The sequence below is a fragment of the Pseudomonas schmalbachii genome (assembly GCF_017589465.1).
In the GTDB taxonomy this organism is placed as follows: Bacteria; Pseudomonadota; Gammaproteobacteria; order Pseudomonadales; family Pseudomonadaceae; genus Pseudomonas; species Pseudomonas schmalbachii.
This window is the reverse complement of the sequence record NZ_JAELYA010000011.1, coordinates 71,860-97,093: the sequence shown is the minus strand read 5'-3', so window position 1 is coordinate 97,093 and position 25,234 is coordinate 71,860. Positions and strand designations below refer to the sequence as shown.

At 66.6% G+C, this 25,234-nt stretch carries 25 protein-coding genes; 11 read left to right on the top strand and 14 right to left on the bottom strand.

What is annotated here, in order from left to right; genetic code table 11:
* Positions 1 to 44 precede the first annotated feature (44 nt).
* Genes JFY56_RS22990 through JFY56_RS22980 form a run of 3 tightly spaced genes read left to right on the top strand, consistent with a single transcriptional unit; the run spans position 45 to position 2,182 of the window.
* Positions 45 to 314, top strand: a complete 270-nt coding sequence (locus tag JFY56_RS22990) for a hypothetical protein (protein WP_208316592.1) — start codon at positions 45 to 47, stop codon at positions 312 to 314.
* Positions 315 to 581: a hypothetical protein gene (locus JFY56_RS22985; protein ID WP_208316590.1), complete on the top strand. Its 267-nt coding sequence runs from the start codon at positions 315 to 317 to the stop codon at positions 579 to 581.
* A gap of 2 nt (positions 582 to 583) precedes the next feature.
* A complete protein-coding gene (locus tag JFY56_RS22980) occupies positions 584 to 2,182 on the top strand; it encodes a PepSY-associated TM helix domain-containing protein (protein WP_208316588.1) in 1,599 nt (532 codons plus the stop codon).
* Positions 2,183 to 2,304: 122 nt separating this feature from the next.
* Here the strand turns inward: JFY56_RS22980 and JFY56_RS22975 are convergent, their stop codons facing one another.
* The gene (locus JFY56_RS22975) at positions 2,305 to 3,177 is read right to left on the bottom strand and encodes an NAD(P)-dependent oxidoreductase (protein ID WP_208316586.1); all 873 of its coding nucleotides are present in this window, start codon (positions 3,175 to 3,177) and stop codon (positions 2,305 to 2,307) included.
* Between the two features lie 100 nt (positions 3,178 to 3,277).
* On the opposite strand from JFY56_RS22975, the gene JFY56_RS22970 reads away from it, so the two are divergent.
* On the top strand, positions 3,278 to 3,829 hold the full coding sequence (locus tag JFY56_RS22970; protein WP_208316584.1) for an exonuclease domain-containing protein: 552 nt from the start codon (positions 3,278 to 3,280) through the stop codon (positions 3,827 to 3,829).
* An 81-nt stretch (positions 3,830 to 3,910) separates the two neighbouring features.
* Positions 3,911 to 4,192 carry a pyrimidine/purine nucleoside phosphorylase gene (gene ppnP, locus JFY56_RS22965; RefSeq protein ID WP_208316582.1) on the top strand — a complete coding sequence of 94 codons (282 nt, stop codon included), beginning with the start codon at positions 3,911 to 3,913 and terminating at the stop codon, positions 4,190 to 4,192.
* A gap of 136 nt (positions 4,193 to 4,328) precedes the next feature.
* On the opposite strand, the gene JFY56_RS22960 is transcribed toward ppnP, so the two are convergent.
* Both JFY56_RS22960 and JFY56_RS22955 read right to left on the bottom strand, forming a co-directional pair.
* Positions 4,329 to 4,742 carry a VOC family protein gene (locus JFY56_RS22960; RefSeq protein WP_208316581.1) on the bottom strand — a complete coding sequence of 138 codons (414 nt, stop codon included), beginning with the start codon at positions 4,740 to 4,742 and terminating at the stop codon, positions 4,329 to 4,331.
* A gap of 18 nt (positions 4,743 to 4,760) precedes the next feature.
* Positions 4,761 to 5,186 (bottom strand): YciI family protein, encoded by a 426-nt coding sequence (locus tag JFY56_RS22955; RefSeq protein WP_208316579.1) that lies wholly within the window; start codon positions 5,184 to 5,186, stop codon positions 4,761 to 4,763.
* 278 nt (positions 5,187 to 5,464) lie between these two features.
* Between JFY56_RS22955 and JFY56_RS22950 the strand changes: the two genes are divergently transcribed.
* Positions 5,465 to 5,932 (top strand): YbaK/EbsC family protein, encoded by a 468-nt coding sequence (locus tag JFY56_RS22950; RefSeq protein ID WP_208316577.1) that lies wholly within the window; start codon positions 5,465 to 5,467, stop codon positions 5,930 to 5,932.
* Positions 5,933 to 6,117: 185 nt separating this feature from the next.
* On the opposite strand, the gene JFY56_RS22945 is transcribed toward JFY56_RS22950, so the two are convergent.
* Both JFY56_RS22945 and JFY56_RS22940 read right to left on the bottom strand, forming a co-directional pair.
* Positions 6,118 to 7,266 (bottom strand): acyl-CoA dehydrogenase family protein, encoded by a 1,149-nt coding sequence (locus tag JFY56_RS22945; protein ID WP_208316575.1) that lies wholly within the window; start codon positions 7,264 to 7,266, stop codon positions 6,118 to 6,120.
* 79 nt (positions 7,267 to 7,345) lie between these two features.
* Complete coding sequence (locus JFY56_RS22940) at positions 7,346 to 8,902, bottom strand: acyl-CoA synthetase (RefSeq protein ID WP_208316574.1); 1,557 nt, start codon at positions 8,900 to 8,902, stop codon at positions 7,346 to 7,348.
* 216 nt (positions 8,903 to 9,118) lie between these two features.
* Here JFY56_RS22940 and JFY56_RS22935 point away from each other — a divergent pair, with 216 nt between their 5' ends.
* Complete coding sequence (locus JFY56_RS22935) at positions 9,119 to 11,866, top strand: LuxR C-terminal-related transcriptional regulator (protein WP_208316572.1); 2,748 nt, start codon at positions 9,119 to 9,121, stop codon at positions 11,864 to 11,866.
* A 66-nt stretch (positions 11,867 to 11,932) separates the two neighbouring features.
* On the opposite strand, the gene JFY56_RS22930 is transcribed toward JFY56_RS22935, so the two are convergent.
* The 4 genes from JFY56_RS22930 to zapE form a co-directional block, all read right to left on the bottom strand.
* Positions 11,933 to 12,274, bottom strand: a complete 342-nt coding sequence (locus JFY56_RS22930) for an FKBP-type peptidyl-prolyl cis-trans isomerase (protein ID WP_208316570.1) — start codon at positions 12,272 to 12,274, stop codon at positions 11,933 to 11,935.
* A gap of 201 nt (positions 12,275 to 12,475) precedes the next feature.
* Positions 12,476 to 13,132: a methyltransferase family protein gene (locus JFY56_RS22925; RefSeq protein ID WP_208316568.1), complete on the bottom strand. Its 657-nt coding sequence runs from the start codon at positions 13,130 to 13,132 to the stop codon at positions 12,476 to 12,478.
* 64 nt (positions 13,133 to 13,196) lie between these two features.
* A complete protein-coding gene (locus tag JFY56_RS22920; protein WP_208316566.1) occupies positions 13,197 to 14,132 on the bottom strand; it encodes a class I SAM-dependent methyltransferase in 936 nt (311 codons plus the stop codon).
* Between the two features lie 72 nt (positions 14,133 to 14,204).
* Positions 14,205 to 15,326, bottom strand: coding sequence for a cell division protein ZapE (gene zapE / locus JFY56_RS22915; protein WP_208316564.1), 1,122 nt, complete (start codon positions 15,324 to 15,326; stop codon positions 14,205 to 14,207).
* Between the two features lie 170 nt (positions 15,327 to 15,496).
* Here zapE and JFY56_RS22910 point away from each other — a divergent pair, with 170 nt between their 5' ends.
* A complete protein-coding gene (locus tag JFY56_RS22910) occupies positions 15,497 to 16,255 on the top strand; it encodes an SDR family NAD(P)-dependent oxidoreductase (protein ID WP_208316563.1) in 759 nt (252 codons plus the stop codon).
* Positions 16,256 to 16,487: 232 nt separating this feature from the next.
* On the opposite strand, the gene ubiM is transcribed toward JFY56_RS22910, so the two are convergent.
* The 3 genes from ubiM to JFY56_RS22895 all read right to left on the bottom strand — a co-directional run bounded on the left by ubiM (position 16,488) and on the right by JFY56_RS22895 (position 20,206).
* Positions 16,488 to 17,660: a 5-demethoxyubiquinol-8 5-hydroxylase UbiM gene (gene ubiM, locus JFY56_RS22905; RefSeq protein ID WP_208316561.1), complete on the bottom strand. Its 1,173-nt coding sequence runs from the start codon at positions 17,658 to 17,660 to the stop codon at positions 16,488 to 16,490.
* Between the two features lie 97 nt (positions 17,661 to 17,757).
* On the bottom strand, positions 17,758 to 18,891 hold the full coding sequence (locus tag JFY56_RS22900) for a saccharopine dehydrogenase family protein (RefSeq protein WP_208316559.1): 1,134 nt from the start codon (positions 18,889 to 18,891) through the stop codon (positions 17,758 to 17,760).
* Between the two features lie 193 nt (positions 18,892 to 19,084).
* The gene (locus JFY56_RS22895; RefSeq protein ID WP_208316629.1) at positions 19,085 to 20,206 is read right to left on the bottom strand and encodes an ATP-NAD kinase family protein; all 1,122 of its coding nucleotides are present in this window, start codon (positions 20,204 to 20,206) and stop codon (positions 19,085 to 19,087) included.
* Between the two features lie 404 nt (positions 20,207 to 20,610).
* Between JFY56_RS22895 and JFY56_RS22890 the strand changes: the two genes are divergently transcribed.
* Positions 20,611 to 20,790 carry a PA1571 family protein gene (locus tag JFY56_RS22890; protein ID WP_208316558.1) on the top strand — a complete coding sequence of 60 codons (180 nt, stop codon included), beginning with the start codon at positions 20,611 to 20,613 and terminating at the stop codon, positions 20,788 to 20,790.
* Positions 20,791 to 20,830: 40 nt separating this feature from the next.
* On the opposite strand, the gene pdxB is transcribed toward JFY56_RS22890, so the two are convergent.
* Positions 20,831 to 21,979 carry a 4-phosphoerythronate dehydrogenase PdxB gene (gene pdxB, locus JFY56_RS22885; RefSeq protein WP_208316556.1) on the bottom strand — a complete coding sequence of 383 codons (1,149 nt, stop codon included), beginning with the start codon at positions 21,977 to 21,979 and terminating at the stop codon, positions 20,831 to 20,833.
* 137 nt (positions 21,980 to 22,116) lie between these two features.
* On the opposite strand from pdxB, the gene JFY56_RS22880 reads away from it, so the two are divergent.
* Entirely contained in the window at positions 22,117 to 23,514 is a 1,398-nt protein-coding gene (locus JFY56_RS22880) for an MATE family efflux transporter (RefSeq protein ID WP_208316554.1), read from the top strand.
* Positions 23,515 to 23,674: 160 nt separating this feature from the next.
* Here JFY56_RS22880 and rhtA read toward each other — a convergent pair whose 3' ends face one another.
* Complete coding sequence (rhtA, locus tag JFY56_RS22875; protein ID WP_208316552.1) at positions 23,675 to 24,559, bottom strand: threonine/homoserine exporter RhtA; 885 nt, start codon at positions 24,557 to 24,559, stop codon at positions 23,675 to 23,677.
* A gap of 51 nt (positions 24,560 to 24,610) precedes the next feature.
* Between rhtA and JFY56_RS22870 the strand changes: the two genes are divergently transcribed.
* Complete coding sequence (locus JFY56_RS22870) at positions 24,611 to 25,213, top strand: helix-turn-helix domain-containing protein (protein WP_208316550.1); 603 nt, start codon at positions 24,611 to 24,613, stop codon at positions 25,211 to 25,213.
* The last annotated feature ends 21 nt before the right edge of the window (positions 25,214 to 25,234 follow it).

The window sequence follows — 25,234 nt, the reverse complement described above, 5'->3', positions numbered from 1 at the left end:
TTCCTGCTTTCCACGGCAAATGATTCTTCCTGGCGGGATAGTCGATGACTGATGACGCCCTCTTTTCCGGCGCAGGGTTCCTGCTGGTTTCCCTCGGCGCCCTGTTCCTGTACCTGACATCCGCACACCAGCGACTGCTGCGCAGGCCGTTCCGACCCGCACCGTTTCTGGTGCTTGGCGCGGCGTTCCTGTTCGCCGGAACCGCCGCGTGGACGGTGGCATGGGGCGGACTGGTGGGCGGTCTGCTGGCGCTCGCGGTATGGATGCTGGTCAGCGTTGCCCTGCCCTACCTTCTGGCGCGGAGGAAGCTGTAGGTGTCCTATCGCTCCCAGGCAGTCGCCAGCACATTCCTCGGCACGCCCCTGACGCTGGCCTTGTGCGCGCTGTACGCCGAGTACGGCCCGGGTCTTCCCTATACCCGCTTCGTGGTCGCCGTGTTTCTGCTGGTGCCGGTCTGGTGCGCGGTCATGATCTGGGGGCTGAAGCGCGCTAAGTCGCTCAGTTGCTGGATTGGCCTGGGCGGCGCGCTGGCCATTGCCGGCGGTGTTCTTTTCCTTGCCCGGCATTCCAGTGGAGGCTGACGATGGCGAAGTCGCGAATGTTCTCGCCGCAAACCATCAAGCGCTTTACGTCCGTGCACAGCTGGATCGGCATCGCCACCGGCATGGCGCTGTTCATCGCCTTCTACGCCGGCGCGATCACCATGTATGCGGAGGCGCTGCACCAATGGGCCAATCCCGAGCTGCGGCAGTCGAGCGGGACGCTGGCGCAGCTGGATCGACTGGTTTCCGTGGTGGCGACCGAGCGCGCCAGCGGCGGAAATTTCTCGATCTCCCTCGGCGATGGCGAAAAGCCCTCGGCCAGCTACTTCGAAGGCAACGACCGCTCGCGTCCCCAGCAAACGCGCGTCCTTGACGAACAATTCGAAGTCGTACCGCGCCAGACCCATTCCGAAATCCGTCATTTCATCAACCAGATCCATTTCACCCTGGGGCTGCCGTTTACTGCGGGATTCCTCCTGATGGGCGTGGTCAGCCTGGTGTATTTCCTCGCCCTGGTAACGGGAGTCCTGATCCATCTGCCGCATCTGCTGGCAGACCTTTACGCCCTGCGCGTCGGCAGGAACCTGAAAAGACTCTGGCTCGATGCCCACAATGTGGTTGGCGTGCTGTCGTTGCCGTTCCACCTGATGTTCGCCTTCACCGGCTTCCTGTTTTCCGCGTTCCTGGTGATGCCGGGGTTGATGCAGACACTGACACCGACACCCGCGCCATCGAAGGCCTACCTGGCCGAGGGGCGTTTCGGCGAGAGCAAATTCGGAGGTTCCGGCGCTGACAAGGCGCCCGGCACGGTCGTGGCGATGCTGCCGGCCAGCCGGCTGATCGCCATTGCGTCTGCACGTGTGGATGGCTTTCAGCCAACCGGTATTTCCTACACGGCCTATGGCACGGAAAAGGCCAGCGCGAAGGTCACGGGGCATTTGCGCACGGAGCTGATCGCGCAGGGCTGGGTCATCGTTTCGCCCATCACCGGGGAGATTCTGAAAGTCGACGCGCCGGGCGAGCGCAGTACCGGACTGGTTCTGGAGAACAGCTACCTGTCCCTGCACGTCGGCGAATTCGGCGGGGAACTCATGCGTGCCCTCTATTTCCTGCTCGGGCTCGCGGGCGCTTTCCTGTTCTTCTCGGGGAACCTGCTGTGGATCGAAAGCCGGCGCCGGCATCGGCAACCCGCGCAACCCGGAAGCGGCTGGGTCATGGCCCAGGTCACGCTGGGGGTATGCCTGGGTTGCTGCCTGGGCATCGGTTTCGCACTGCTCGGCAACCGGCTGCTGGTGGCCGGCGTCGTCACGCAGCAACCGCTGGAAGCAAACATGTACTTCATCGGCTTCTTCGGCGCGCTGATGTGGTCGCTGGCGCGGCCGCCGAGCCGGGCGGGAGTGGAGCTGCTGTCCGGTTGTGCGGTTGTCTATGCCGTCCTGCCGATCCTCAACGCCATGCTGACCCGGGAAAACCTGCTGGTCACGATTCGCGAGCAACTCTGGGGCGTCGCCGTGATCGACCTGATGCTGGCGGGCCTGGCCGTATCGTTCGGACTGGCAGGCCGCGCGGCTTGGCGGCGCGCACGCTTCGGTCCGCCGAACAGCGTCTGGTCACTCGCCAGCCCCCGCAGGATGGGTTGAGCGCAGCGATACCCATGATCCCGCGACGATGGATGCGGCCTCCCGTAGGTTGGCGCTGAGCTTGCGAAGCCCAACGGTGCAGCGCCCGACAGATGTTGGGCTTCGCTGCGCTCAGCGCCAACCTACGTCGAGGATTTCAGGCGGGTGATCAGGCTGGAGGTGTCCCAGCGCCCTCCTCCGGCTGCCTGCACGTCGGCGTAGAACTGGTCGACCAGTGCGGTCACCGGCAGTTGCGCGCCGTTGCGGCGGGCTTCGTCGAGCAGGATGGCGAAGTCCTTGCGCATCCAGTCCACCGCGAAGCCGAAGTCGAAGCGCCCTTCCAGCATGCTCTGGTGACGATTCTCCAGTTGCCAGGACTGCGCCGCGCCCTTGCCGATGACCTCCATAGCCGCCATCACATCCAGACCGGCGCACTGGCCGAAGTGCAGCGCCTCGGCCAGTCCCTGCAGCAGTCCGCCGACGCAGATCTGGTTGACCATCTTGGTCAACTGCCCGCTGCCGACGTGGCCCATCAGGCGCACCATCCGTGCATAGGCGGCGATCACCGGCTCGGCGCGCTGGAAGAACTCCTGCTCGCCGCCAACCATCACCGTGAGGATTCCACCCTCGGCGCCGGCCTGGCCGCCGGAAACCGGTGCATCGAGAAAGCCCAGTTCGCGTTCGGCGGCCAGCACCGCCAGCTCGCGGGCGACCTGTGCCGAAGCGGTGGTGTGGTCGATCAGCAGGCTGCCCGGCCGCATCCCCGCGAGCACGCCATGTTCGCCGAGCACCACGCTGCGCAGGTCATCGTCGTTGCCCACGCAACACATCACGAACTCCGCCCCCTGCGCCGCTTCCCGTGGCGTCGGCGCCGAGCTGTCGCCGTGCTGCGCCACCCACTGCGCGGCCCGCGCGGCGGTGCGGTTGTAGACGCACACCTGGTGGCCCTTGCCCTGCAGATGGCCGGCCATCGGGTAGCCCATTGCGCCAAGGCCGATGAAAGCGACTTTCGCCATGTCGATCACTCCTGTTCGAACCAGCCGCAGAGCCTAGCACAGCGGTTTGCCGAGCCCGGAAAGCCCTTCCATACTGCTTGGCAAACCGAGGACAGCGCCTATGCCCCACTGGCTGGTAATCGATCTGGAAGCGACCACCGAGGAAGGCGGCTGGCCGGTCGAGGAAATGGAGATCATCGAGATCGGCGCGACCCTGGTCGCCGAAACCGATGGCCGCGAGCTGGATCACTTCCAGCGCTTCGTGCGGCCGCGTCGCCGCCCCGTGCTGACCACCTTCTGCCGCGAACTCACGCATATCAGCCAGAGCCACGTCGACAACGCCGCGCCCCTGCACGAGGTGTGGGCGCAGTTCGAGCATTGGCTGGCGCAGCACAGCCCGCGCCTTGCCGGCTGGGCCAGCTGGGGCGACTACGACCGCCGCCAGCTGGAGCAGGAATGGAGCCGGCAGAACCTCTCCAGCCAGCTCTGCCGGCTACGCCACATCAATCTCAAGCAACGCTTCGCCGAAGCCCGCCAGCTGAAACGCCCGGTCGGCCTGAACACCGCCCTGCAACTGGCCGGCCTGCGCTTCCAGGGCCAGCAGCATCGCGCGCTGGAAGACGCCCGCAACACCGCCCGCCTGCTGCCACTGGCGCTGCCCGCCTGCGAATGAGCGTCCCGCTCTAGTGACGATGCCCGCGCCCTTGGGCATACTGGCGGCCCTTCTTATTCCCCCCTCTTGCAGGAGAAGCCCATGTTCAAGGTCAACGAGTACTTCGACGGCACCGTCAAATCCATCGCTTTCGACATGGCCGCGGGCCCAGCCACCATCGGCGTGATGGCCGCCGGCGAGTACGAGTTCGGCACCAGCCAGCTGGAAGTGATGCACGTCATCGCCGGCGCCCTGACCGTCAAGCTGCCGGGCAGCGAAAACTGGGAAACCTTCGCCGCCGGCAGCAACTTCACAGTTCCGGCCAACAGCAAGTTCCAGCTGAAGGTCGCCCAGGACACCGCATACCTCTGCGAATACCGCTGATACCTGCGCGCTCCACGAAAAAACCGGCCAGATGGCCGGTTTTTTTATTGTCGCCAGCGATGCGGCGCACATCCGTAGGGCGGGTGCAACCCGCCAGACAGACGCGCCATGGCGGGTTTCACCCGCCCTACTCCTGTCAACGGTCGTGCTCGCAGTTGATCATCCACGGCACGCCGAAACGATCCTCCAGCGCTCCGAACGCCGCCGCCCAGAAGGTCTTCTCCAGCGGCATCACCACCTTGCCGCCCTCCGCCAGGCCGTCGAAGACCCGCCGGGCGTCGGCCTTGCTGTCGACGTTCACCGAAATCGAGCAACCCTTGACGCCCTCGTAGGGCATCCCCTGGCAGGTGTCGGAGCCCATCAGCACCTGGTCACCGACCTGCAGGCGCGCGTGCATGATGCGCTGCCGCTCCGCTTCCGGAATCTCCTCGCAACCCGGCCCGTCACTGAAACGCATCATCAGCGGCAGCTCGCCGCCCAGCACCTGCGCATAGAGGCGGAAAGCCTCCTCGCAGCGGCCATCGAAAGTCAGATAGGCATTCATGTACATGGCACGTACCTCGTCATTTCAGGATTTGTCGGCGATCTGCTGGCGGATGCGTTCTTCCTGCTCGCGCAGTTCCGGGGTGAACTCTTCGCCGAAATCGTCCGCTTCGAAGATCTGGCGGATTTCGATTTCCGACTCGCCTTCGAACGGATTGGGGCAGCGTTTGACCCAGTCGATGGTTTCCTGCAGCGAAGCGGTCTCGAAAATCCAGAATCCGGCAATCAACTCCTTGGTTTCGGCGAACGGACCGTCGACCACCTCGCGCCGGTTTCCGGAAAACTTCACCCGCGCGCCTTTCGAACTGGGCTGCAGGCCCTCGCCGGCCTGCATCACGCCGGCTTTCGCCAGTTCCTCGTTGTAGGCCCCCATTGCCGCGAGAAGTTTCTCGTCGGGCATCACGCCCGCCTCGGAATCGGCGGTGGCCTTGACTATCACCATGAAGCGCATGACTTGCTCCTCCTGTCGGTGGCGTGGGAGAGCGGGTAGCTTCCCGACTCTGCCGAATAGTCGAACCGGCACATGACGATTCGACAAACGCGACGGCTTTCCGCAGCCATTCATCGGCCGTCGCCCAGCCACGATTTCCCGTGAAACCAGGGAGGATAGGCGAAGATCCTGCGGGCGACAGACGCCCGGGCCGGGGAACCGGCATGCAGGCCAGGCTGGACAAGGCTTTCCCCGTCTATCTAAATTCCGCAGTTCACCAATGCCAAAGGACTGCTCCCATGAGCCTGGAATCGGTTCGTGCCTTCTTCGCCGCGAAGGCGCCCGACATCGACATCATCGAACTGGACACCAGCACCGCCACCGTCGCCCTGGCCGCCGAGGCCCACGGCGTGGAGCCCGGGCGGATCGCCAAGACGCTGTCCCTGCGCGTCGGCGAACGCACCGTGCTGGTGGTGGCGCGCGGCGATGCGCGGCTGGACAACCGCAAGCTCAAGGAAGCGCTCGGCGGCAAGGCGAAGATGCTGGCGGCCGAGGAAGTGGCCGAGCTGACCGGCCACCCGGTCGGCGGCGTCTGCCCATTCGGCCTGGCCACGCCGCTGCCGATCTATTGCGACGTTTCGCTGCGCGCCTTCGAGGAAGTGCTGCCGGCTGCCGGCGCGCTGCACAGCGCGGTACGGATCGACCCAGAACGCCTGGCGGAGCTCGTCGAGGCGGATTGGGTGGATGTCTGTCAGGAACCGGCCTGAAGCTGGCTCCTACAAAAACAACCCTCCGATATCGGCGGCAAGACAGCAGGTAGGGCGGGTGCAACCCGCCAATCCGGAAGCATCATGGCGGGTTGCACCCGCCCTACGGATGTGGAACGCCAGGGAAGCACCACAAAAAACGCCGGGAGCAGTCCAAACCGCTCCCGGCGTGCATCGCCTCCCCATCAGAGGGTCCGCGCGATGATTTCCTTCATGATTTCGTTGGAGCCACCGAAGATCCGGCTCACCCGGGTGTTCACGTACTGGCGGGCGATCGGGTATTCGACCATGTAGCCGTAGCCGCCGTGCAGTTGCAGGCACTCGTCCACGATCAGCCCGGCATTGTGCGTGCACCACCACTTGGCCATGGCCGCCACTTCGCCGCTCAGTTCGCGCTTGAGCACCTTGACCATGCAGTCGTCGATGAAAGCCTGGGCGATGGTCACCGTGGTCTTCACTTCGGCCAGCTTGAAGCGGGTGTTCTGCAGCTCCAGCGAGGCCTTGCCGAACAGCTTGCGGTTGCGCACGTACTCGGCGGTGTCCGCCAGGGCGCGCTCCATGGTGCCGAGGCCGCCGAGGGCGATGATCATGCGTTCCTGCGGCAGTTGCTGCATGAGCTGGAAGAAGCCTTTGCCCTCCTCCGGGCCAAGCAGGTTGGCCACCGGCACACGGACGTCGTCGAAGAACAGCTCGACGGTGTCCTGGCCCTTGCTGCCGATCTTCTCGAGGATGCGGCCACGGCGGAAGCCCGGCAGGTCCCTGGTCTCGACCACGACGATCGAGGTGCCACGGGCGCCCTGGGTCGGGTCGGTCTTGCACACCAGCAGGATGACGTCGGCGTGGTAGCCGTTGGTGATGAAGGTCTTCGAGCCGTTGATGACGTACTCGTCGCCGTCACGGATGGCCTTGGTCTTGATGTTCTGCAGGTCGGAGCCGACGCTCGGCTCGGACATGGCGATGGCGCCGACGAACTCGCCGGTGGCCATCTTCGGCAGCCAGCGCATTTTCTGCTCTTCGCTGGCGTAGGCGAGGATGTAGTGGGCGACGATGCCGCTGTGTACGCCGGTGCCCAGCGCGGTGCTGATCGCGCGGGACTGTTCCAGCGCCATGATGGCGTCGTGGGCGAAGTTGCCGCCGCCACCGCCGTACTCCTCGGGGATGCTCAGCAGCAGCATGCCGGCCTCGCCTGCGCGGTTCCAGGCTTCGCGGTCGATGTATTGCTGCTTGGCCCAGCGCTCGTCGTTGGGCACCAGCTCTTCGGCGATGAAGCGGCGCACGGACTCCTGGAAGATCACCAGGTCATCGGTGATCCAGGAAGATTGATGGTTGAACATGGGGGAAGCTCCTCCAGAAAGGGTTGCCGGACCGCCGACACGACGGCCCGGGACGTATCGATTTCTCAGGTACGGGTCGTCAGTTGACCGCCCGGGCCTTGTCTTTCCAGTAAGGGGCGCGCAGGTCGCGCTTGAGGATCTTGCCGGCGCCGGACAGCGGCATGCCGTCGCGGAACTCGATGCTCTTCGGGCACTTGTAGCCGGCGATGTGCTGGCGGCAGTGCTCGATCAGCTGCTCGTCGCTCGCCTCGACGCCGGGTCTGAGGACCACCACGGCATGCACCGCCTCGCCCCAGCGGTCATGGGGAATGCCGATCACCGCGCTGCTCAGCACCGCCGGATGGCGGGCCAGTGCGCTCTCGACCTCGGCGGAGTACACGTTCTCGCCGCCGGTGACGATCATGTCCTTGATGCGGTCGACGATGTAGAGGTAGCCATCCTCGTCCATGTAGGCGCCGTCGCCGGTATGCATCCAGCCGCCGCGCAGGGCCTGGGCGGTTTCCTCCGGCTTGTTCCAGTAGCCCTGCATGACGTTCGGCCCGCGCACGATGATTTCGCCGACGGTGCCGCGTGGCACGTCGTTGTCGTTCTCGTCGACGATGCGCAGCGTGACCGCCAGCGCCGGACGCCCGACGGAGCGCACGCGGCCATTGGCGATGCCTTCCGGACCGTGGTTTTCCGGGCCGTTGGCCGAGATCGGCGGCGCCACTTCGGTCATGCCGTAGCCGTGGACGAACTCCACGCCCGGCAACTGCGCCAGCGCCTGCTCAAGCAGCGCCGGGGAAATCGGCGAGGCACCGTAGGTCAGGCGCTGCAGGCTGCCCAGGTCGTGGCTGGCGAACTCCGGATGCATGATCAGCGCCTGCAGCATGGTCGGCACCAGCAGGGTTTCGGTCACCCGCTCGCGCTGGATGGTCTGCAGCACGTCGAGCGGATCGAACGCCGGGACGAAGACGTGCGGCTGGCCGAGCAGCCCCTGGGCGATGACCGCAGACATGGCGGCGCCATGGAACATCGGCGCGATATGCAGGCATACCCGGTCGGCCGGCACCGGATGCTCGGCCATCCGTCCCACGGCCGACGACCACAGGTTCATGTGCGACTGCATCACGCCCTTGGGCCAGCCGGTAGTGCCGCCGGTATACATGATGCTGGCCAGGTCGTTGCCGCCGCGGAAGGCGTCTTCCACCGGTTCGGCTTCCTCGATCAGCCGCTCGTAGGAGAGCATGCCCTCAGGCGCCGGGCCGTCGCCGATGTGGATCAGCAGGGGCGGGAACCTGGCGCTGGCGCGAATGCCCTCGGCCATGCGCAGGAAGTGATCGTCGATCAGCAGGATGCGGGTGTCGCAGTCGTCCAGCGAATAGACGATCTCCGGCACGCTCCAGCGGATGTTCACCGGATTGATCACCCCGCCGCCCCACCAGGTCGCCAGCAGGTATTCGTAGAAGCGGTCGGAGTTCAGGCCGAGCAGGCCGACGCGGTCGCCGGTGCGCATGCCCAGCTGCTGCAGGGCGCCAGCCAGGCGCGAGACGCGCTCGACCAGTTCGCCATAGGTGCGGCGACGACCGCGAAACACGGTGGCCAGTGCGTCGGGCTGCAGCTGCTGCATGCGGTGCAGCCCCTGGGTCAGATACATGGTGAATCCTCTCTTGTTATCGACTGCCGGAACCGTGTGGCGCACGTGTGGCCCGGCGGGACGGAATCGATATCCAGTAGACCAATGCACCTTTTGTGAAAGGCCACCCACGCCGGGTGGCGCACTACCCGCCCCGGCAAGGCAAAACAGTACCCAGCGTTGGCAGCCCGACGCCGCGATACACTCGAACGCCAGTTTTCTCCGGGCCCCATTCGAATGAGCAAACAGAACAGCCACTGGACTTCCACTTCACCTGTCCTCGCGAACGAACGACGGACGCCGCCGCGCACCGCCGGCGGCATCGTCGCGCGCGACCTGCACGAACGCCTGCTGAAGGCCCGGCGCCTGCGCTGCATCGTGCTCAGCGGCCCCGCCGGCTGCGGCAAGACCACCACGCTGTCGGCCTGGCGCCAGCAACTGCTGCCGCTTGGCTACGATTTCGCCTGGCTCACCCTGTCCGCCGAGGACAACGAGCTGCTGCAGTTCCTCGAATACCTGTTCGCCGGGCTGGCCGGGATCGACCCGGCGATCAGCCGCCAGGCCGCCCTGCTGGAAGGCCGCGACAGCGAAGCGGTGGAACGCAGCATGGTCACCCTGGTGCGCGGCATCGCCACCCATCCACGCGAGGTGATGCTGGTGCTGGACGACCTGCACCACCTCAGCGATGTCGGCATCCACCAGGCGTTGCAATGGCTGATCGACTACGCGCCGGACAACCTGCACCTGGTCATCGCCTCGCGCGGTACGCCGCCGCTGTCGCTGGCGCGCCTGCGCAGCCAGGGGCTGGCGCTGGAGCTGGGCGTGCTCGACCTGCGCTTCACCCCGGAGGAAACGGAGCAGTTCCTCAGGAGCCGCCTGGGCGAGATTTCCGCCGGCGACGCCCGCCGCATGCACGAGCTGACCGATGGCTGGGCGGCCGGGCTGCAACTGCTCTGCGTCAGCCACAAGAAAAGCCGTCGGGGCCCGGGCAAGCCGGTGCAGATTCGCGACGTCCAGGCATTCATCGAGTTCTTCGAGACGGAAGTGCTCGGGCAGCTGTCATCGACCGACCTGGAACTGCTGCTGCACATGGCGGTGTGCAACCGTTTCTGCGCCAGCCTGTGCGCCGCGCTGACCGGCAACCCCGACGCGGCCGGCGACGCCATGGCGCTGCTGGCGCGGATGGAAAGCGACAACCTGTTCCTGATCCCCCTCGAAGGCAGCGGCCGGGAAACCTGGTACCGCCTGCACCCGCTGCTGCGCGAGACGCTGCTCAAGCATTTCGACCTGCTCGGCGCAGAACGGCAGCGGGCGGTGCACGCCCGCGCCTGGGCGTGGCTCCGCGAGCATGAGCATCTGGAAGAAGCCGTCCGCCATGCGGTGCTCGGTGGCGCCGCCCCGGAGGCCGCGGCGCTGGTCGAGTCGCTGGCCGACCCGCTGTACGCCACGGGAGACCAGCGCAAGCTGATCCGCCTGGTCCGCCAGTTGCCGGCGGAAGAAGTCGACTCGCGGGTGACGCTGGGTATCGTCAGGGCACGCATGCAACTGTTCGCCCGCGACTTCGGCGCCACCACCGAAAGCCTGCAACGCTTGCAGCACAGCATTCCCGAGAGCGACCGCCCGGGACGCTTCAGGCTGGCGGTGCAACAGGCCATGCTCGCCCTGCAGCGCGACGACTCCGATGCCGCGCTGGCCGTGCTGCCAATGCTGCTCGATCCGCCGGTGGGCACCGATCCGGTAAGCCGCGGCTCGTGCAGCAACATCCTCACCTGGCTCTACCTGCATCGCGGCGAGTACCGGCAGGCGCGGCGAATACAGAGCGAGCGGCCGGCGCTGCTGGTGGATGGCAAGCCGCTGCTCGGCACCGCCTCCGGCATCCTCCAGGGGCGCTGCCTGGCCGGGCTCAGCCTGGCCATGGAAGGCCGGATGACCCAGGCCGAACGGGTCTACCGCGAAGTGCTGCACGAGGCCGAGCGCTGCGGCAAGTCCGGCGTGGATGCCCGGTGCCTGGCATCGGCGCTGCTCGGCGAAGTGCTCTACGAGCTCAACGAGATCGACGCGGCGATCCAGTTGCTCGCCGGGCAGGTCGATCTGCTCGAACGGCTTTCCATCCCCGATTCGGTGCTGCGCGTGCTGGTGGTGCTGGCCGGCGCGCAGTGGCTGACCGGCAACCAGCAGGAAGCCTTCGCCTACCTGGACCGCCTGGAGGAATACGCCACCAAGCTGAACCTGGACCGGCTGCTGACCTACAGCCTGGTGCGGCGAATCCACTGGAACCTGCAACTGGGCGAGTTGAGCGCTGCCGAAAACCACCTGCAGCGCCTCGACGCCATCGCCGCACGGCACAGGGACGTCGCTCACAGCGCACTGGACGAAATCCGCTTCCTGACCACAGGGGCGCGCATTCGCTGGCACGTGGCGCTGGGCAATCTGGAGCAGGCGGCAACGGCGCTGGAGCCGCTGATCGCCGTCTGCGAAGCGCGCGAGCGGCTGCTCGGCGCGACACGTCTGCAGATGCTGGCGGCGGTGATCGACTCCCACCGTGGAAATCACGATGCGGCCCGGGAGAAGGTGCTGACCGCCCTGCGCCGCGGGCAACAGCTTGGCCTGATGCGCACGCTGCTGGATATCCACCCGGATGCGCTGGAACTGATTCGCCAGGTCGCCCATGGGGAGAAACTCGATCCGCTGCTGGCCTTCTATGCCGAGCGGCTGCTGGCCCAATGCACGCCAACCATGATCGCTCCCGCCGAGGCAGCGGACGGTTCGGCGGTGCTGCCGGGCATGGAGCTGCTCAGCGAACGCGAGCTGGAAATCCTCCACCTGCTGGCCCAGGCGCTGCCGAACAAGAAGATAGCCCGCGCGCTGGGGCTTTCCCCCGAGACGGTGAAATGGCACCTGAGCAACATCTACGGCAAGCTCGGCGTGAGCAGCCGTGACGAAGCGGTCGAGCGCATGCGCGATCTGACCGCCAGCAGCGTGTAGGGCGGGTGCAACCCGCCAGCGCAACCGCTGCCAGGATGGGGTCCGGCACCGGGGCGCCGAGCCGCGTCAGTCGTCGCGGGTCAGCACTTCCAGCAGCTCGATCTCGAAGATCAGGTTGGAGTTCGGCTTGATGTGCGCACCGACCTGCCGCTCGCCATAGCCCAGATGCGCCGGCACGAAGAGCTTGCGCTTGCCGCCGACCTTCATGCCCATGAGGCCGATATCCCAACCCTTGATCACCCGGCCGGTGCCGATCACGCACTGGAACGGCTTGCCGCGGTCGTAGGACGAGTCGAACTTGGTGCCGTCCTCCAGGTAGCCGTCGTAGTTGGTGGTGATCAGGGCGCCCTTGACCGCTTCCTTGCCGTCGCCCAGTTGGATGTCTTCTATCCGCAGTTCGTCGCTCATCGTTTTCTCTCGTTATCCAGTGGCCGTGGATTCTCGCCGGGCGCTGTTTTCGCAGGATTCCTCGCACCTGGCAACCACACAATCCCCTGTAGGAGCCAGGGGGACGCCTAGTTCTTGCTGGCGATCCGAGGTTTCAGTCCGGCTAAGACATCGCCGGTGGGCACGGTTGGTCGCCAGCAAGCTGGCTCCTACAAAAGCGGGTCAGTAGATGCCCGGCAGCAACCGTGCCGTGCGCGCGCAATAGGCCTCGTACTCGGCACCGAACTGCGAGCGCAACAGCGCCTCCTCCGAGCGGATACGCGCCAGCAGCGGCGGAATAAGCAGCAGCGTGAGCAACACCCCAACCCCGGAGCGGAACGCCAATACCCAGCCGAAGCTGCCGATCAGCAAACCGAGATAACTGGGATGGCGAATCCGGCTGTACACGCCGCTGGTGACCAGCCGGTGGCCGGGCTGAATGGCGACCAATCCGCTGAAGCGGTCGCCGAGGACGAACACCGGCCACAAGCGCAGGACGCAGCCACCGCCGAAAAGCACGACACCGAACCAGCGCATGGCGTCGCCATCCAGGGTCCAGAAGTCGATGCGGTCGGTGTACGCCGGCAGCCACGCGCTGAGCAGCCCGAGCACGCCGAACACGGGGAGCACCCAGCGATTGGCGCGGTCCTCGCGCTCGCCGGAACTCATGCTGCCGCCAGCGAACACGGCAAGCCCGGAAATCGCGAAGAGCACCAGCGTCAGGGCGACGAGGGCCGGGTGGGAGAAAAACGCGGCGACTCCGCCCCAGCCGAGGATGGCCAGGGCGAGATACAGCAGCGTCGCCAGCATGATCAGCGCCAGTCGTTGCGGAATGCTCATGGCTGCCTCACGAAGGAGTGTTCGATTCAGCTTAGAAGCCAAAGCGAAGCGGTGGTTCGCTCCGCTACAGGGTGAACACCAGGGCCTTCAACCCGCTATCGGGATCGATATCGGCGAACTCCGGGGGATTTTCCAGTCGCTGCTGGAATTTCAGGCTCGGTACTTCCTCGGCCATGGCCTCGATCAGGAAGTCCGGGCCGATGGCCGGGTCGTTCACGCAGGCCAGCACGATGCCCTGCTCGCTCAGCAGCTCCGGCAGCTTGCGGAGGATTTTCCGGTAGTCGCGGGTCAGCGCGAAGCTGCCCTTCTGGAAGGACGGCGGGTCGATGATGACCATGTCGTAGGGCCCGGATCGCTTCACCTTGCCCCAGGACTTGAACAGCTCGTGGCCGAGGAAGCTGACACGTTCCATCTCATGGCCGTTGAGCCGGTGGTTCTCCCGCCCGCGCGTGAGAGCGGCCTTGGCCATGTCCAGGTTGACCACATGCTCGGCGCCGCCGGCGATGGCGGCGACGGAAAAGCCGCAGGTGTAGGCGAACAGGTTCAGCACCCGCCTGCCCTGCGCCTGTTCCCGCACCCACTGGCGGCCGTAGCGCATGTCGAGGAACAGGCCGCTGTTCTGCTTGCGGCCCAGGTCCAGCTTGAAGCGCAGGCCGTCCTCGCTGACGACGCACTCGTCGATCTCCCCGCCGAAAAGGAACTCGGTGGTGCTCTCCAGCAGATAGCGGTGCTGCAGTAACAGCCGTTGGGCTCCGCTATCCCGCCAGGTCGCCGAGTCGGTGAGCGCCGCGAGCATTTCCTTCAGTGCCGCCAGTTCGCCCTCCTCCGGTTCGCGGAACAGCGATACCAGCACGATGCCTTGCAGCCAGTCGACGGTGATCTGCTCCAGCCCCGGCCAGCGCCGGCCGCGCCCATGGAACAGGCGGCGCACCTCGTCGGGCGGGTCGCTCAGGGCGGCGCTGAGTTGCTCTTGCAGGACGGCGATGGCTTGCGGGTTCATGGCTCGGCTTCAGTGATGCGAAGCGCGGCATTCTATACCGCTGCCCGGCGGGGGGACCGCCGGATGTCGGTATCAGTTGCCGAAGCGCCGCAGCTGCATTTCGCGCAGACGGCTGAGGGTGCGGCGGAACGGGAAATCCAGATAGCCCTGGGTGTAGAGCTGCTCCAGCGGCACAGCAGCTTCTATATAGAGGGGCACCTTGCGGTCGTAGCACTCGTCGACCAGGGCGATGAAGCGGCGCACGCCATCGTCGTTGGGCGAAAGCTGCGGCAGCTCGCGGTCGCCCGCCTCCACGCGCTCCACGCCATCCTCGGTGCCCCGGGCGATCCGTCCTTCGCGCTGGGCGGCGCCGAGACTCGGTACGTCGCCCAGCAGGATAGCGCTGAAGCGGTCGCATAGCTCGATGAAGTCCAGTGCCGCCAGCGGCTGCTCGCAGAGATCGGCGTAACGGCACCAGACCGCCGCCTCGCCACGCCTGACCACCACGATGCTGCGATGCTCCAGGGGCAGCGGCTCGCCGGTTTCCGCACCACCGGACAACTCGGCGAACAGCTCCGGCAATACGCTTGGCGCGCCCGGCTGGCGAACCCAGTAGCGCTGCAGTGCGGAGCCGGGATGCAGACGGTGATCCTGCCCTCCGTCGACGGAAACCACCTGCATGTGCCGCTCGATGGCTTCAATCGCCGGCAGGAAGCGCTGGCGGTTGAAGCCATCGGCGTAGAGCTGCTGCGGCGGCTGGTTGGAGGTGGCGACCATCACCACGCCCTCGTCGAACATCGCCTGCAGCAGCCCGCCGAGCAGCATGGCGTCGCCGATATCGCTGACGAACAGTTCGTCGAAGCACAGCACCCGCAGTTCCGTTGCCAGTTCGCGGGCCAACGCGCGCAGCGGCTCGGCGGTGCCGGTGAGCTGGAACAGGCGGCGATGAACCCATTGCATGAAATGGTGGAAGTGCTGGCGCCGCGAAGGCACCCGCAGGCTCTGGTGGAAACGGTCCATCAGCCAGGTCTTGCCGCGTCCGACCGGCCCCCATAGATAGACACCCTGGGGACGCAGCCCGTCATGCAGCGCCTGCTGGCACTCCTCCAGCAGCGTGGCGGCCTGCAACTGCGCTGGGTCGGCGGCGAATCCCAGGGCATCGACGGCATGCCGGTAGACCGCCAGCGGCGAAAGAGAGGACAGTGCCTGGGTCATCGGATTTGGCCCGTTGCGGAACGCGCCGGTATGGCTGGAGAAAATTGCAAGAAAGGCTCCCGAAGCAGGCGAATGGCAGCGGGATTCTAACCGTTGTCGGCGCAATCCTGCTCCGGCGCGGCTGCTAAGCTCAACTTCCACGCCTTCCCACCGCTACGAGGAGCCCACGCATGAACAGCAAGATCGCCCTCATCACCGGCGCCAGCCGTGGCCTCGGCAAGAACGCCGCCCTGCATCTCGCCGCCCAGGGCGTCGACATCATCGGCACCTACCGCAGCCAGGCCGACGAGGCCAGGGCGGTGGCCGCGGAAATCGGGAAACATGGCGGGCGCGCCGTCATGCTGCAGCTGGATGTCGGCGACAGCGCCAGCTTCACCGCCTTCGCCCATCAGGTGGCGTCGGTGCTCAACGACACCTTCGGCAGACCGGACTTCGATTACCTGATCAACAACGCCGGCATCGGCATCAACGTGCCATTCGCCGAGACCAGCGAAGAGCAGTTCGACCAGTTGATGAAGATCCACCTCAAGGGGCCGTTCTTCCTTACCCAGACCCTGCTGCCGCTGATCGCCGATGGCGGACGCATCCTCAATATCTCCACCGGGCTGACGCGTTTCTCCCTGCCCGGCTTCTCCGCCTATGCGGCCATGAAAGGCGCCATCGAAGTGCTGAGCCGCTACCAGGCCAAGGAACTCGGCCCGCGCGGAATCGGGGTGAACGTATTGGCGCCGGGCGCCATCGAGACGGATTTCGGCGGCGGCGTGGTACGTGACGACACCACCATGAACGCCCAGATCGCCGCCGGCACCGCCCTCGGCCGCGTCGGCCTGCCGGACGACATCGGCGGCGCCATCGCCGCCCTGCTGTCGGACGGCAGCCGCTGGATCAACGGCCAGCGGGTGGAGGTTTCGGGCGGGATATTCCTCTGAGCCGGAGACCCGCGTAGGTTGGTGCTGAGCTTGCGAAGCCCAACGGCGATGTTGGGCTTCACTGCGTTCAGCGCCAACCTACGGCGATACCCATCATCGATTGTTGGCCTCATGGGTATCGCTTCGCTCAACCCATCCTACGGGACTACGTGGCTGAGCCAGAGCCCGCGTAGGTTGGTGCTGAGCTTGCGAAGCCCAACAATTGTGGCGTTGCAGCCCAAAGAGCCATGGATCACGCCCCCTGCGTCAGATGCCGCGCAATCGCCCGGCGCAGCGGTGGCATGGCCTGCGCCAGGCGCAATCCGGCGTTGCGCAGCAGGCGTGCCGGTGGGCTCGGCTGGTTGTACAGGCCGACGATGGCGCTGGTCGCCTGGTACAGCGGCCAGGTCGCCAGGCGATGGGCCAGTGCGTAGCGCTGCAGCGGCCAGGCCGAGCCGATGTCGCCGCCGCGCCGGTGCGTAGCCAGCACTTCCTCTGCCAAACGACGCTGGCTCTGCAGGCCGAAGTTGAAGCCATGGGCGGTGACCGGATGCATGCCCACTGCCGCATCGCCGATCAGCGCGCAGCGCGGCCCGGCGAAGCGTTCCGCGTAGACGCCAACCAGCGGATAGACATGCCGCGCACCCAGCAGGCGCATGCCACCCAGGCGCCGGTCGAAGCGCCGTTCGATCTCACGGGCGAAGGCTTCCTCGCCCATCTCCTGCAGCGGCGCCATCTCGCGTTGCGTCAGGGTCAGCACCACCGAGGAACGGTCGCCATTCAGCGGCAGCAACGCCAGCGTCTGGCCGTAGCCGAACCACTCCCAGGCCACCTGCTGGTGCGGGCGCTCGTGCGCCATGCGGCAGACCAGCATGGTCTTGCCGAAGTCCTGCATCCGCGCGCCGATACCGAGCATGCGCCGGGTTTCCGAGAAACGGCTATCGGCCGCCACCAGCAGTCGCGCGTCCACCTCATCGCCATTGGCCAGCGACAGGCGTACGCCATTGCGCTCGACCTGCAGTGCGGCGACAGCGCTTTCCGTCATCAGCCTGACATCGGCACATTCGGCCACCGCCGCATAGGCCGCCCGGCGAATCGCCTGGTTCGGCACCAGATACCCCAGCTGTTGCGCATCCGCCTGGCCGGCCTCGATGCGCAAGGCGAACAGCGAGGGACCGTTGAGCACCTGCGCATCGCGCAGCGGCGCGACATCCTCGGCGGCAATCCGCGACCACAGGCCGAGCGCCTGCATTTGTGCGCGCGAGGCATGGGTCAGCGCGATCTCGCGGCCGTCCTCCGCCGGCTCGGCCAGCGCGGCGAGTGGCTGGCGGTCGATCAGCAGGATCGACAGGCCGTGCCCGGAGAGCGAGCGGGCCAGGCACAATCCCGCCGGCCCGGCGCCGACGATGGCAATGTCCACGTTCATTGGGGATGACTCCTTTCGCAGATGTGAGCGGTTCGGGAGTCTAGGTCGGGGCACGAGTGGCGATCTTGCGGTGGATCATTGCACTGCCGCGCAACATTCAGGCAGGCAGAGGGGCCATCTCGCGGGTCGATTGCCAGACTTTCACGCCATCCAGCTCCGCCAGGTACTCGTCCAGCTCCAGCAGGCCCAGGCACGGCATCGCGCCGCGCTCCTTCAGCTCGCCCCGCGCCAGCTTGCGCGCCAGCAGCACTGCGGCGACACAGGGGATGCTCGGCCCATGCTCGCTGTCGGCGAGCAGCTCCCAGCACAGTTCCAGCGGCCGGCCGTCATTCCCCGTACCGCGCAGGCGCACGAACATGCCGCTGCGGCCATTGCTCAAGGGTTCGAGCGCAATCGCCAGGCGATGCAGCTTCGCGCTCAAGGGCGCGGCGCTGCGCAGAAACCCCAGGCGGACGAGCCACGACAGCCCCCAGATGCCCAGCTGGACGGTACGCAGCCTGGTGCCGGCGAAATACTGCACGCTGCGCGCGGAAGGGTAGCGCTTGGGGAACAGCTCCAGGTCCGGCGCATCGCCATTGGCCAGCCAGCGCCGGCCGAACGGCGACGGGAAGCGGTGGCGACGCAGGCCCTGCCAGCCATGAACCTCCCGCCATTCGCCGCCCAGCCATTGGCGCAGCGGCTTGCCGCAATAGCCGAGCGCCGCTGCCACGGTAGCCAGGCCATGGCTCTTCGCCGAGGTGCTGACGCCATGGGCGATGCTGTCCAGCCGGCCGAATGCCGACTGCAGGCGGTCGATCACCGCGGAACTCAACGCCGGCAGGGTGCTGGCGCCGCTGCACACCAGCACTCCGGCGCGCCGGGCGGCGTTGTCCAGTTCGCCGATACCGCAGACGAAGGCGCGTGCATCGGCCAGATCGAGGTAATGCACCCGTGCCGCGACAGCTGCCCGCGCGACCCGGTAATCCTGCCCCTGGAACGGGCCGGCGGCGGAGATCACCAGATCCACGTTCAGCTCGGAGAAGCGCCCGGCAAGGGTCGGCTGGTTCATGTCCAGGCACACCGCCTCGCCGCCGACCGCCCGGGCCAGGTCCCCGGCGCGCTTGCGGTCGCGTCCGGCGACCAGCACCCGCATGCCGTCGCAGGCGCCCAGCCGGCGCACGATGACGCTGCCGAAGTTGCCGTAGCCGCCCAGCACCAGGACACGGAAAGGTGGAGTGAGGGACGCGGACATCAGTTCTCCATGGTATCGACCCGGAGGCAGGCCTTAGCCTGACCCGCCATGGAAAACCGGCCTGGCGCGACTACACTCGTTGCACACGATGTTGAACAGCGCTCTGCCCAGGAACATGGCCGGACTCCCCGTTGCATGAAAGGAGGAGTCTAGACCATGCCCTTGCCTGCGCCAGTCGAATGGCGCGAGCGGCTCAGTCGCCGAAACCCACGGGATAGAGCAGTTCCTCGCGGTAGCCGGCCCAGACCCGCACCGCTGCGGGGAATTCCGCATCCAGTTGCGGATCGCCGCTGTCGACCAGCAGCGGACGACCTTCCAGAGTCCCCAGCTTGCGCTTGGTGGCGATCACCCGCAGACGCTCCAGGCCGATGGCGCGCAGCACGCGCGGGCTGATCTGCTGGTTGCCGCGGCCGATGATGTGGCCCTGGCCGCCGATGGCGGTGACCAGCAGGAACGCCGGATGACCATCGACCAGTTCGAACAGTTGCTGTTCGGTGACATCGAGGGCGATCACCTGGCCGTTCTCGATCACATCGACGCCCAGCAGCGTGGTGTCCAGCCGCAGTTCGCCGGCCAGCCCATGCAACGTCGAACCCGGGCCGAACACATAGCGCACGCCCTCCTCCCAGCCTTCCTCCAGCCAGGCGGCGAGATCGGCCAGCACCAGTTCCTCGGTTTCCACCCCGGCCTGTTTGACGTGCTGCATGAAGTGCCCTTCTTCCGGCACTGTCAGCTCGGCGTACCAGCGCGCCGCCACGCGGCCTTCGCGCAGGGCGGCCTCGTCCAGGTCGCGCACTTCGCCGTGGGTCAGCCGCACCAGCCCGCCTTCGATCAGGCGCCGGGCCAGTTCGCCGGCGGCGCGCGGGCTGATGGCGTAGACGCCCGAGTGAATCTTCACCCCGGCGGGAATCCCCAGTACCGGCTGATCCTCCCGCGCGACAGCGGCGACATCCCGCGCCGTGCCGTCGCCGCCAGCGAAGAGGATCAGCGCCTCGCCGGCATCCTGCAGGAGCTGCACCGCATGACGGGTGTCCTCCGCCGTGCTTTGCGGACCTTCGATTTCGCCGAGCACCTGGTAGCGGAAGCCCATGCTCTGCAGCAGGTCCGCACCCATAGGGCCGGGGAAGGTCAGGAATGCCAGGCGCTCGCGCAGCGGCAGCAGTTGCTCCAGGGCGATCCGCGTACGGTCCGCCGCGTGGGGCTCGGCACCCCGGGCGAAAGCCAGCGTGGCCACCCCGTCGCTGCCCTTGAGCGCGGTCGGGCCGCCGATACCGGCCAGCGGATTGATGATCAGCCCCAGACGAAAACCGTCCATACTCATTTCTGCTGTACCTCGTCCCAGGTTCTGTACGGAAAGTCGCCGAGCGAAGGTCAGGCTAGGCAAAAATTGGTGAGGAAGCGGAGTTTACGAGCTGTAAATGAGCATTACTCGCTCCGCTCGCCCTCCGGGCCGCGCTAAAGCGCGTTCAGTGGCAAGCCACTGTCCGAACCGATTTTTAACGACGCCTCACCGAGCGCAGGCAATTTCCGTACAGAACCTGAACCGGTTCAGCGCCGGTAAGGACACACTATAACGACAAGCAAAGACCGGGGATCTCGCCTTTGGCACGCAGAACGCGAGAGCGCCCGGTCTTTTTTGCTCTGGAGAAACCGAGAGGTGTCACCGAGCCTTCATGAGATCTGCCTAGACTGCAGTTACTGCTGATGAGGAGATTGGCCATGAGCATCCAGGATTCTCGCAACGTCGAGCCCCGCCCCGCCCCCCAACCCGGTGCTGCGCAGCAATCGACCGGTGGTGCGATCATCGACGCAGAGGGACACGAGATCCCCATCACCGAGGAAATGATCCAGCGTGCGTGCAAGCAGCTGGACGAAAGCTGCGACGAGAAATCCGGCTGAGCGGATCGATCGTCCCCTCTCCCTCCAGGCGAGAGGAACGCTACTCGCCCGCCCGGTTGGCGCCGAGCGCGTCGACCAGGCGTTGCAGCGCCGGTGACTCACCCTGCAGGTCCACCCACAGCCCGGTGATCTCGCGGCGCGGCGGGTAGTGTTTGCGCAGCGCATCGAACGCCTTCGCCCGGGTGGCGTCGTCACCTGCGAGACTGCGGCGGAACGCGGCATCGTCGCTGCGCGGGTCGTACACCGCACGACACAGCAACGCCAGCGCCCAGGCCGGGTCGCAGTCCTCGCGCAGGCTCAGTTCGGCCAGCCACTGCGGCGGCAGCAGGTCGTCCAGGCGCACCGTCGGCGCAACCCCCAGCCAGGCGCAGAACGCCTCGTGGATCTGCGCGGTGCCGCGAATCTTGCCGTCCAGGCTGTAGCCGGCGATGTGCGGAGTGGCGATCTGGCACAGGTGCGCCAGGCCGATATCCACCTGCGGCTCGCCCTCCCAGACATCCAGCGCCACTTCCAGATCGGCACCGGCCTGCAGGTGCTCGCGCAGCGCCAGGTTGTCCACCACCGCGCCACGACTGGCGTTGAGCAGCCAGGTACCGGGACGCAACGCCTGCAGCTGCGCCGCATCCAGCAGATGCCAGGTGGGATGTGCGCCGGTGCGGGTCAGCGGGGTGTGCAGGCTGATCACATCGCACTCGCGCAGCAGTTCTTCCAGTTCGACGAAATCGCCGCCCTCCGCCGCCTGCCGTGGCGGATCGCAGACCCGCACGTTCCAGCCAAGGCCGCGCAGCACATCGACCAGCCGCCCGCCGACCTGACCGGCGCCGACCACGCCGTAGCTGCGCGTGGTCAGATCCACGCCATGCACCTCGGCCAGCGCCAGCAGGCTGCCCAGCACCCAATCCACCACGCCGCGCGCATTGCAGCCGGGCGCGCTGGCCCAGGCGATGCCGGCTTCGGCGAACCAGCCGAGATCGAGATGATCGGTGCCGATGGTGCAGGTGCCGACGAAACGCACCTTGCTGCCTTCCAGCAGCGCACGGTCGACGCGGGTCACCGAACGCACCAGCAGCACCTCGGCATCGCCGATGGCGTCGCGGTCGATGCCGCGGCCCGGCACGCGGCGGATGTCGCCGTGGCTGCCGAAAAAGGCTTCGACCAGGGGAATGTTCTCATCGGCAAGAATACGCATGGACTGACTCCGTTTTCCGAGACGCCCACTTTACCAGCGCGACGCACTCCGGTCTTGGCAAGGATGCGTGGCGCTTCCTGACCACTGCGTCAGGCTTTAGACTGGTGCGTTTTTCCATCGCACCGCCAAGGATTCCCGTGACCAACATTGCACTGCCTGTCTCCCGCAGACGGCGCGTCACCACCGAGCTGAAGGAACTGCTCACCCTCGCCACGCCGATCATGATCGCCCAGTTGGCCACCACGGCCATGGGCTTCGTCGATGCGGTGATGGCCGGCCGCGTCGGCCCGCGCGACCTGGCGGCGGTGGCGCTGGGCAATTCGATCTGGATTCCGGTGTTCCTGCTGATGACCGGCACCCTGCTGGCGACCACTCCCAAAGTGGCCGAGCGCTACGGCGCCGGCGACCAGCCCGGCACCGGCCCGCTGGTGCGCCAGGCGTTGTGGCTGGCGCTGCTGGTCGGGCCGCTGGCGGGCGCGGCGCTGTGGTTACTCTCCGAATCGGTGCTGCGGGCGATGAAGGTCGAGGAAGCGCTGATCGCGCCCAGCATTCTCTATCTCAAGGGCATCGGCTGCGGCCTGCCGGCGGTGGCGCTCTACCATGTGCTGCGCTGCTTCAGCGACGGCCTGGGGCGGACGCGGCCGAGCATGGTGCTGGGCATCTGCGGCCTGCTGCTGAACATTCCGCTCAACTATGTGCTGATCTACGGCCACCTCGGCTTCCCCGCACTCGGCGGCGCCGGTTGCGGCTGGGCCACCGGCACGGTGATGTGGTTCATGCTGCTGGGCATGCTGTGCTGGGTGAACGGTGCGGAGGCCTATCGTCCGAGCCAGTTGTTCGCCCGCTGGGAGCGCCCCGACCCGGAGGTGATCCGCCGGCTGGCGTCGGTCGGCCTGCCGATTGGTATCGCGGTGTTCGCCGAATCGAGCATCTTCTCGGTGATCGCCCTGCTGATCGGCGAACTGGGCGAGAAGACCGTCGCCGGGCACCAGATCGCCCTGAACGTCAGCGCCATGGTGTTCATGATTCCCTATGCGCTGGGTATGGCGGTCACCGTGCGTGTCGGCCAGCGCCTGGGCGCCGGTTCACCACGGGATGCGCGCTTTGCCGCCGGCGTCGGCATGGGCACCGCACTGGGGTACGCCTGCCTGTCGGCCAGCGGCATGCTGCTGATGCGCGAGCAGATCGCTGCGCTGTACACCTCGGACGCGACGGTCCTGGCGCTGGCCGCCTCGCTGATGGTGTTCTCCGCGCTGTTCCAGTTCTCCGATGCCGTGCAGGTCACCGCCGCCGGCGCCCTGCGCGGCTACCAGGACACCCGCGCGACCATGCTGATGACGCTGTTCGCCTACTGGGGCATCGGCCTGCCGGTCGGCTACGCCCTCGGCCTGACCGACTGGCTGCAGGAGCCAAGCGGCCCGCGCGGGCTGTGGCAGGGGCTGATCGTCGGGCTGACCTGCGCGGCGGTCATGCTCTGCATCCGCCTGAACCGCAGCGCACGACGCAGCATCCGCCTGCACGAACGCAGGGCGTGAACTGTAATCCTACGAGGGGCCGCGCAGTCGTAGGGTGGACAACGCTCTGCTTGTCCACCACCCCTGCCGCCAAGCGGTGGAAATGCTTCGCGATTTCCACCCTACATCAAGTCTCGGGCAACGAATGCCATGCCCTACCCTGTAGGAGCCGCGTGTGAACTCAATCCGCCACAGGCACCGGTGCCGGATGGTTCGGCTGGCTGCTCAGGGTGGTGCCGGCCGAGGCCAGGATGATCGCGCCGATGGCGATCCACTGGATGAAGGTCAGTTGCTCGCCGAGGAAGATCAGCCCTGACATCGCTGCAATCGCCGGCTCCATGCTCATCAGGGTGCCGAAGGTGCGCGTCGGCAGGCGGGTCAGCGCATACATTTCCAGGGTGTAGGGAAACGCGCTGGACAGCACGGCGACGCCGAGCAAAACCGGCAGCAATTCCGGGGCGAACATCGCGGTGCCGGCATGGGCGAAGCCGATGGGTGCGACGAACAGCGCGGCGATGGTGACGCCGAGTGCAGCACCCTGGGCGCCATGATCGGCGCCGGCGCGCTGGCCATAAAGGATGTACAGCGCCCAGCACACGCCAGCGCCCAGCGCGAAGGCGGCACCGACCGGATCGACCCCGGCGCCCAGCGAGCCGAGCGGCAGCAGCAGCCAGAGGCCGAACACCGCGAGGGCGATCCAGAGGAAGTCGATCGGCCGCCGCGAAGCGAACAGCGCCACCGCCAGCGGCCCGGTGAATTCCAGCGCCACGCCAATGCCCAGCGGCACCGTGCGCAGGGCCATGTAGAACATCAGGTTCATGCCGCCCAACGCGATCCCGTAGATGATCAGCGCCTTCCACGCCCTGGGCTCGATGCGCTTGCGCCACGGACGCAGGATCGCCAGCAGGATCACCGAGGCGAACAGCAGGCGCATGGCCGTGGTGCCCTGTGCGCCGATGGCCGGGAAGACGCTCTTGGCCAGGGAGGCGCCACTCTGGATCGAGGCCATGGCGACCAGCAGGAGTGCAACGGGATACAGCAGCGAAGCGAGTGGGGAGCGAGACATGGCGAAGCGACCGGGCAGGTTGAAACAGGCAGGGAAAATTGGCTTACTCTGATGCGCAACATAATGCGCAAAATAAGCAGAGTGAGCAATATATTGCCCAACACAAATGAACGTCCCAGCGTCCTCGTCCACGTCTCGGAAAATGTCCGCTCCCTGCGCCGCGCCGGTGGCCTGAGCCAGGACGCGCTGGCCACCGCATCGGGCGTCAGCCGGCGGATGCTGGTCGGCATCGAGAGTGGCGACGTCAACGTCAGCCTGAACACCCTCGACCGTATCGCCGCCGCCCTTGGCGTGGCCTTCGCCGACCTGATCAGGCCACCGTCCACCGGCCACCTCGACCGCATCGACGAAGTCGCCTGGGCCGGCGAGCAACCCGAAAGCCGCGGTACCCTGCTTGCCAGCACACCGGCGCACAAGCAGGCGGAGTTGTGGCACTGGTCGCTCGCACCTGGCGACATCTATAACGCCGAACCGGATGCGGACGGCTGGTACGACATGGTCTATGTCGTCGAGGGCCGCCTGACCATCGTGCTCGCCGAGGAAACGCTGCAGGTGGAAAGCGGCGGCTTCCATGTGTTCAAGAGCAACCAGCCGTTTTCCTATCGCAATGAGGGCGAAAACCTCGTGCGGTTTGTGCGGAATGTGGTGAACTGAAGCGTAGGTTGGTGCTGAACG

Coding starts and splice junctions, on each gene's coding strand:
- JFY56_RS22990 (WP_208316592.1), top strand. CDS start 45: ATGACTGATGACGCCCTCTTTTCCGGCGCAGGGTTCCTGCTGGTTTCC.
- JFY56_RS22980 (WP_208316588.1), top strand. CDS start 584: ATGGCGAAGTCGCGAATGTTCTCGCCGCAAACCATCAAGCGCTTTACG.
- JFY56_RS22975 (WP_208316586.1), bottom strand. CDS start 3,177: ATGGCGAAAGTCGCTTTCATCGGCCTTGGCGCAATGGGCTACCCGATG.
- JFY56_RS22970 (WP_208316584.1), top strand. CDS start 3,278: ATGCCCCACTGGCTGGTAATCGATCTGGAAGCGACCACCGAGGAAGGC.
- ppnP (WP_208316582.1), top strand. CDS start 3,911: ATGTTCAAGGTCAACGAGTACTTCGACGGCACCGTCAAATCCATCGCT.
- JFY56_RS22960 (WP_208316581.1), bottom strand. CDS start 4,742: ATGTACATGAATGCCTATCTGACTTTCGATGGCCGCTGCGAGGAGGCT.
- JFY56_RS22955 (WP_208316579.1), bottom strand. CDS start 5,186: ATGCGCTTCATGGTGATAGTCAAGGCCACCGCCGATTCCGAGGCGGGC.
- JFY56_RS22950 (WP_208316577.1), top strand. CDS start 5,465: ATGAGCCTGGAATCGGTTCGTGCCTTCTTCGCCGCGAAGGCGCCCGAC.
- JFY56_RS22945 (WP_208316575.1), bottom strand. CDS start 7,266: ATGTTCAACCATCAATCTTCCTGGATCACCGATGACCTGGTGATCTTC.
- JFY56_RS22940 (WP_208316574.1), bottom strand. CDS start 8,902: ATGTATCTGACCCAGGGGCTGCACCGCATGCAGCAGCTGCAGCCCGAC.
- JFY56_RS22935 (WP_208316572.1), top strand. CDS start 9,119: ATGAGCAAACAGAACAGCCACTGGACTTCCACTTCACCTGTCCTCGCG.
- JFY56_RS22930 (WP_208316570.1), bottom strand. CDS start 12,274: ATGAGCGACGAACTGCGGATAGAAGACATCCAACTGGGCGACGGCAAG.
- JFY56_RS22925 (WP_208316568.1), bottom strand. CDS start 13,132: ATGAGCATTCCGCAACGACTGGCGCTGATCATGCTGGCGACGCTGCTG.
- JFY56_RS22920 (WP_208316566.1), bottom strand. CDS start 14,132: ATGAACCCGCAAGCCATCGCCGTCCTGCAAGAGCAACTCAGCGCCGCC.
- zapE (WP_208316564.1), bottom strand. CDS start 15,326: ATGACCCAGGCACTGTCCTCTCTTTCGCCGCTGGCGGTCTACCGGCAT.
- JFY56_RS22910 (WP_208316563.1), top strand. CDS start 15,497: ATGAACAGCAAGATCGCCCTCATCACCGGCGCCAGCCGTGGCCTCGGC.
- ubiM (WP_208316561.1), bottom strand. CDS start 17,660: ATGAACGTGGACATTGCCATCGTCGGCGCCGGGCCGGCGGGATTGTGC.
- JFY56_RS22900 (WP_208316559.1), bottom strand. CDS start 18,891: ATGTCCGCGTCCCTCACTCCACCTTTCCGTGTCCTGGTGCTGGGCGGC.
- JFY56_RS22895 (WP_208316629.1), bottom strand. CDS start 20,206: ATGGACGGTTTTCGTCTGGGGCTGATCATCAATCCGCTGGCCGGTATC.
- JFY56_RS22890 (WP_208316558.1), top strand. CDS start 20,611: ATGAGCATCCAGGATTCTCGCAACGTCGAGCCCCGCCCCGCCCCCCAA.
- pdxB (WP_208316556.1), bottom strand. CDS start 21,979: ATGCGTATTCTTGCCGATGAGAACATTCCCCTGGTCGAAGCCTTTTTC.
- rhtA (WP_208316552.1), bottom strand. CDS start 24,559: ATGTCTCGCTCCCCACTCGCTTCGCTGCTGTATCCCGTTGCACTCCTG.
- JFY56_RS22870 (WP_208316550.1), top strand. CDS start 24,611: ATGCGCAACATAATGCGCAAAATAAGCAGAGTGAGCAATATATTGCCC.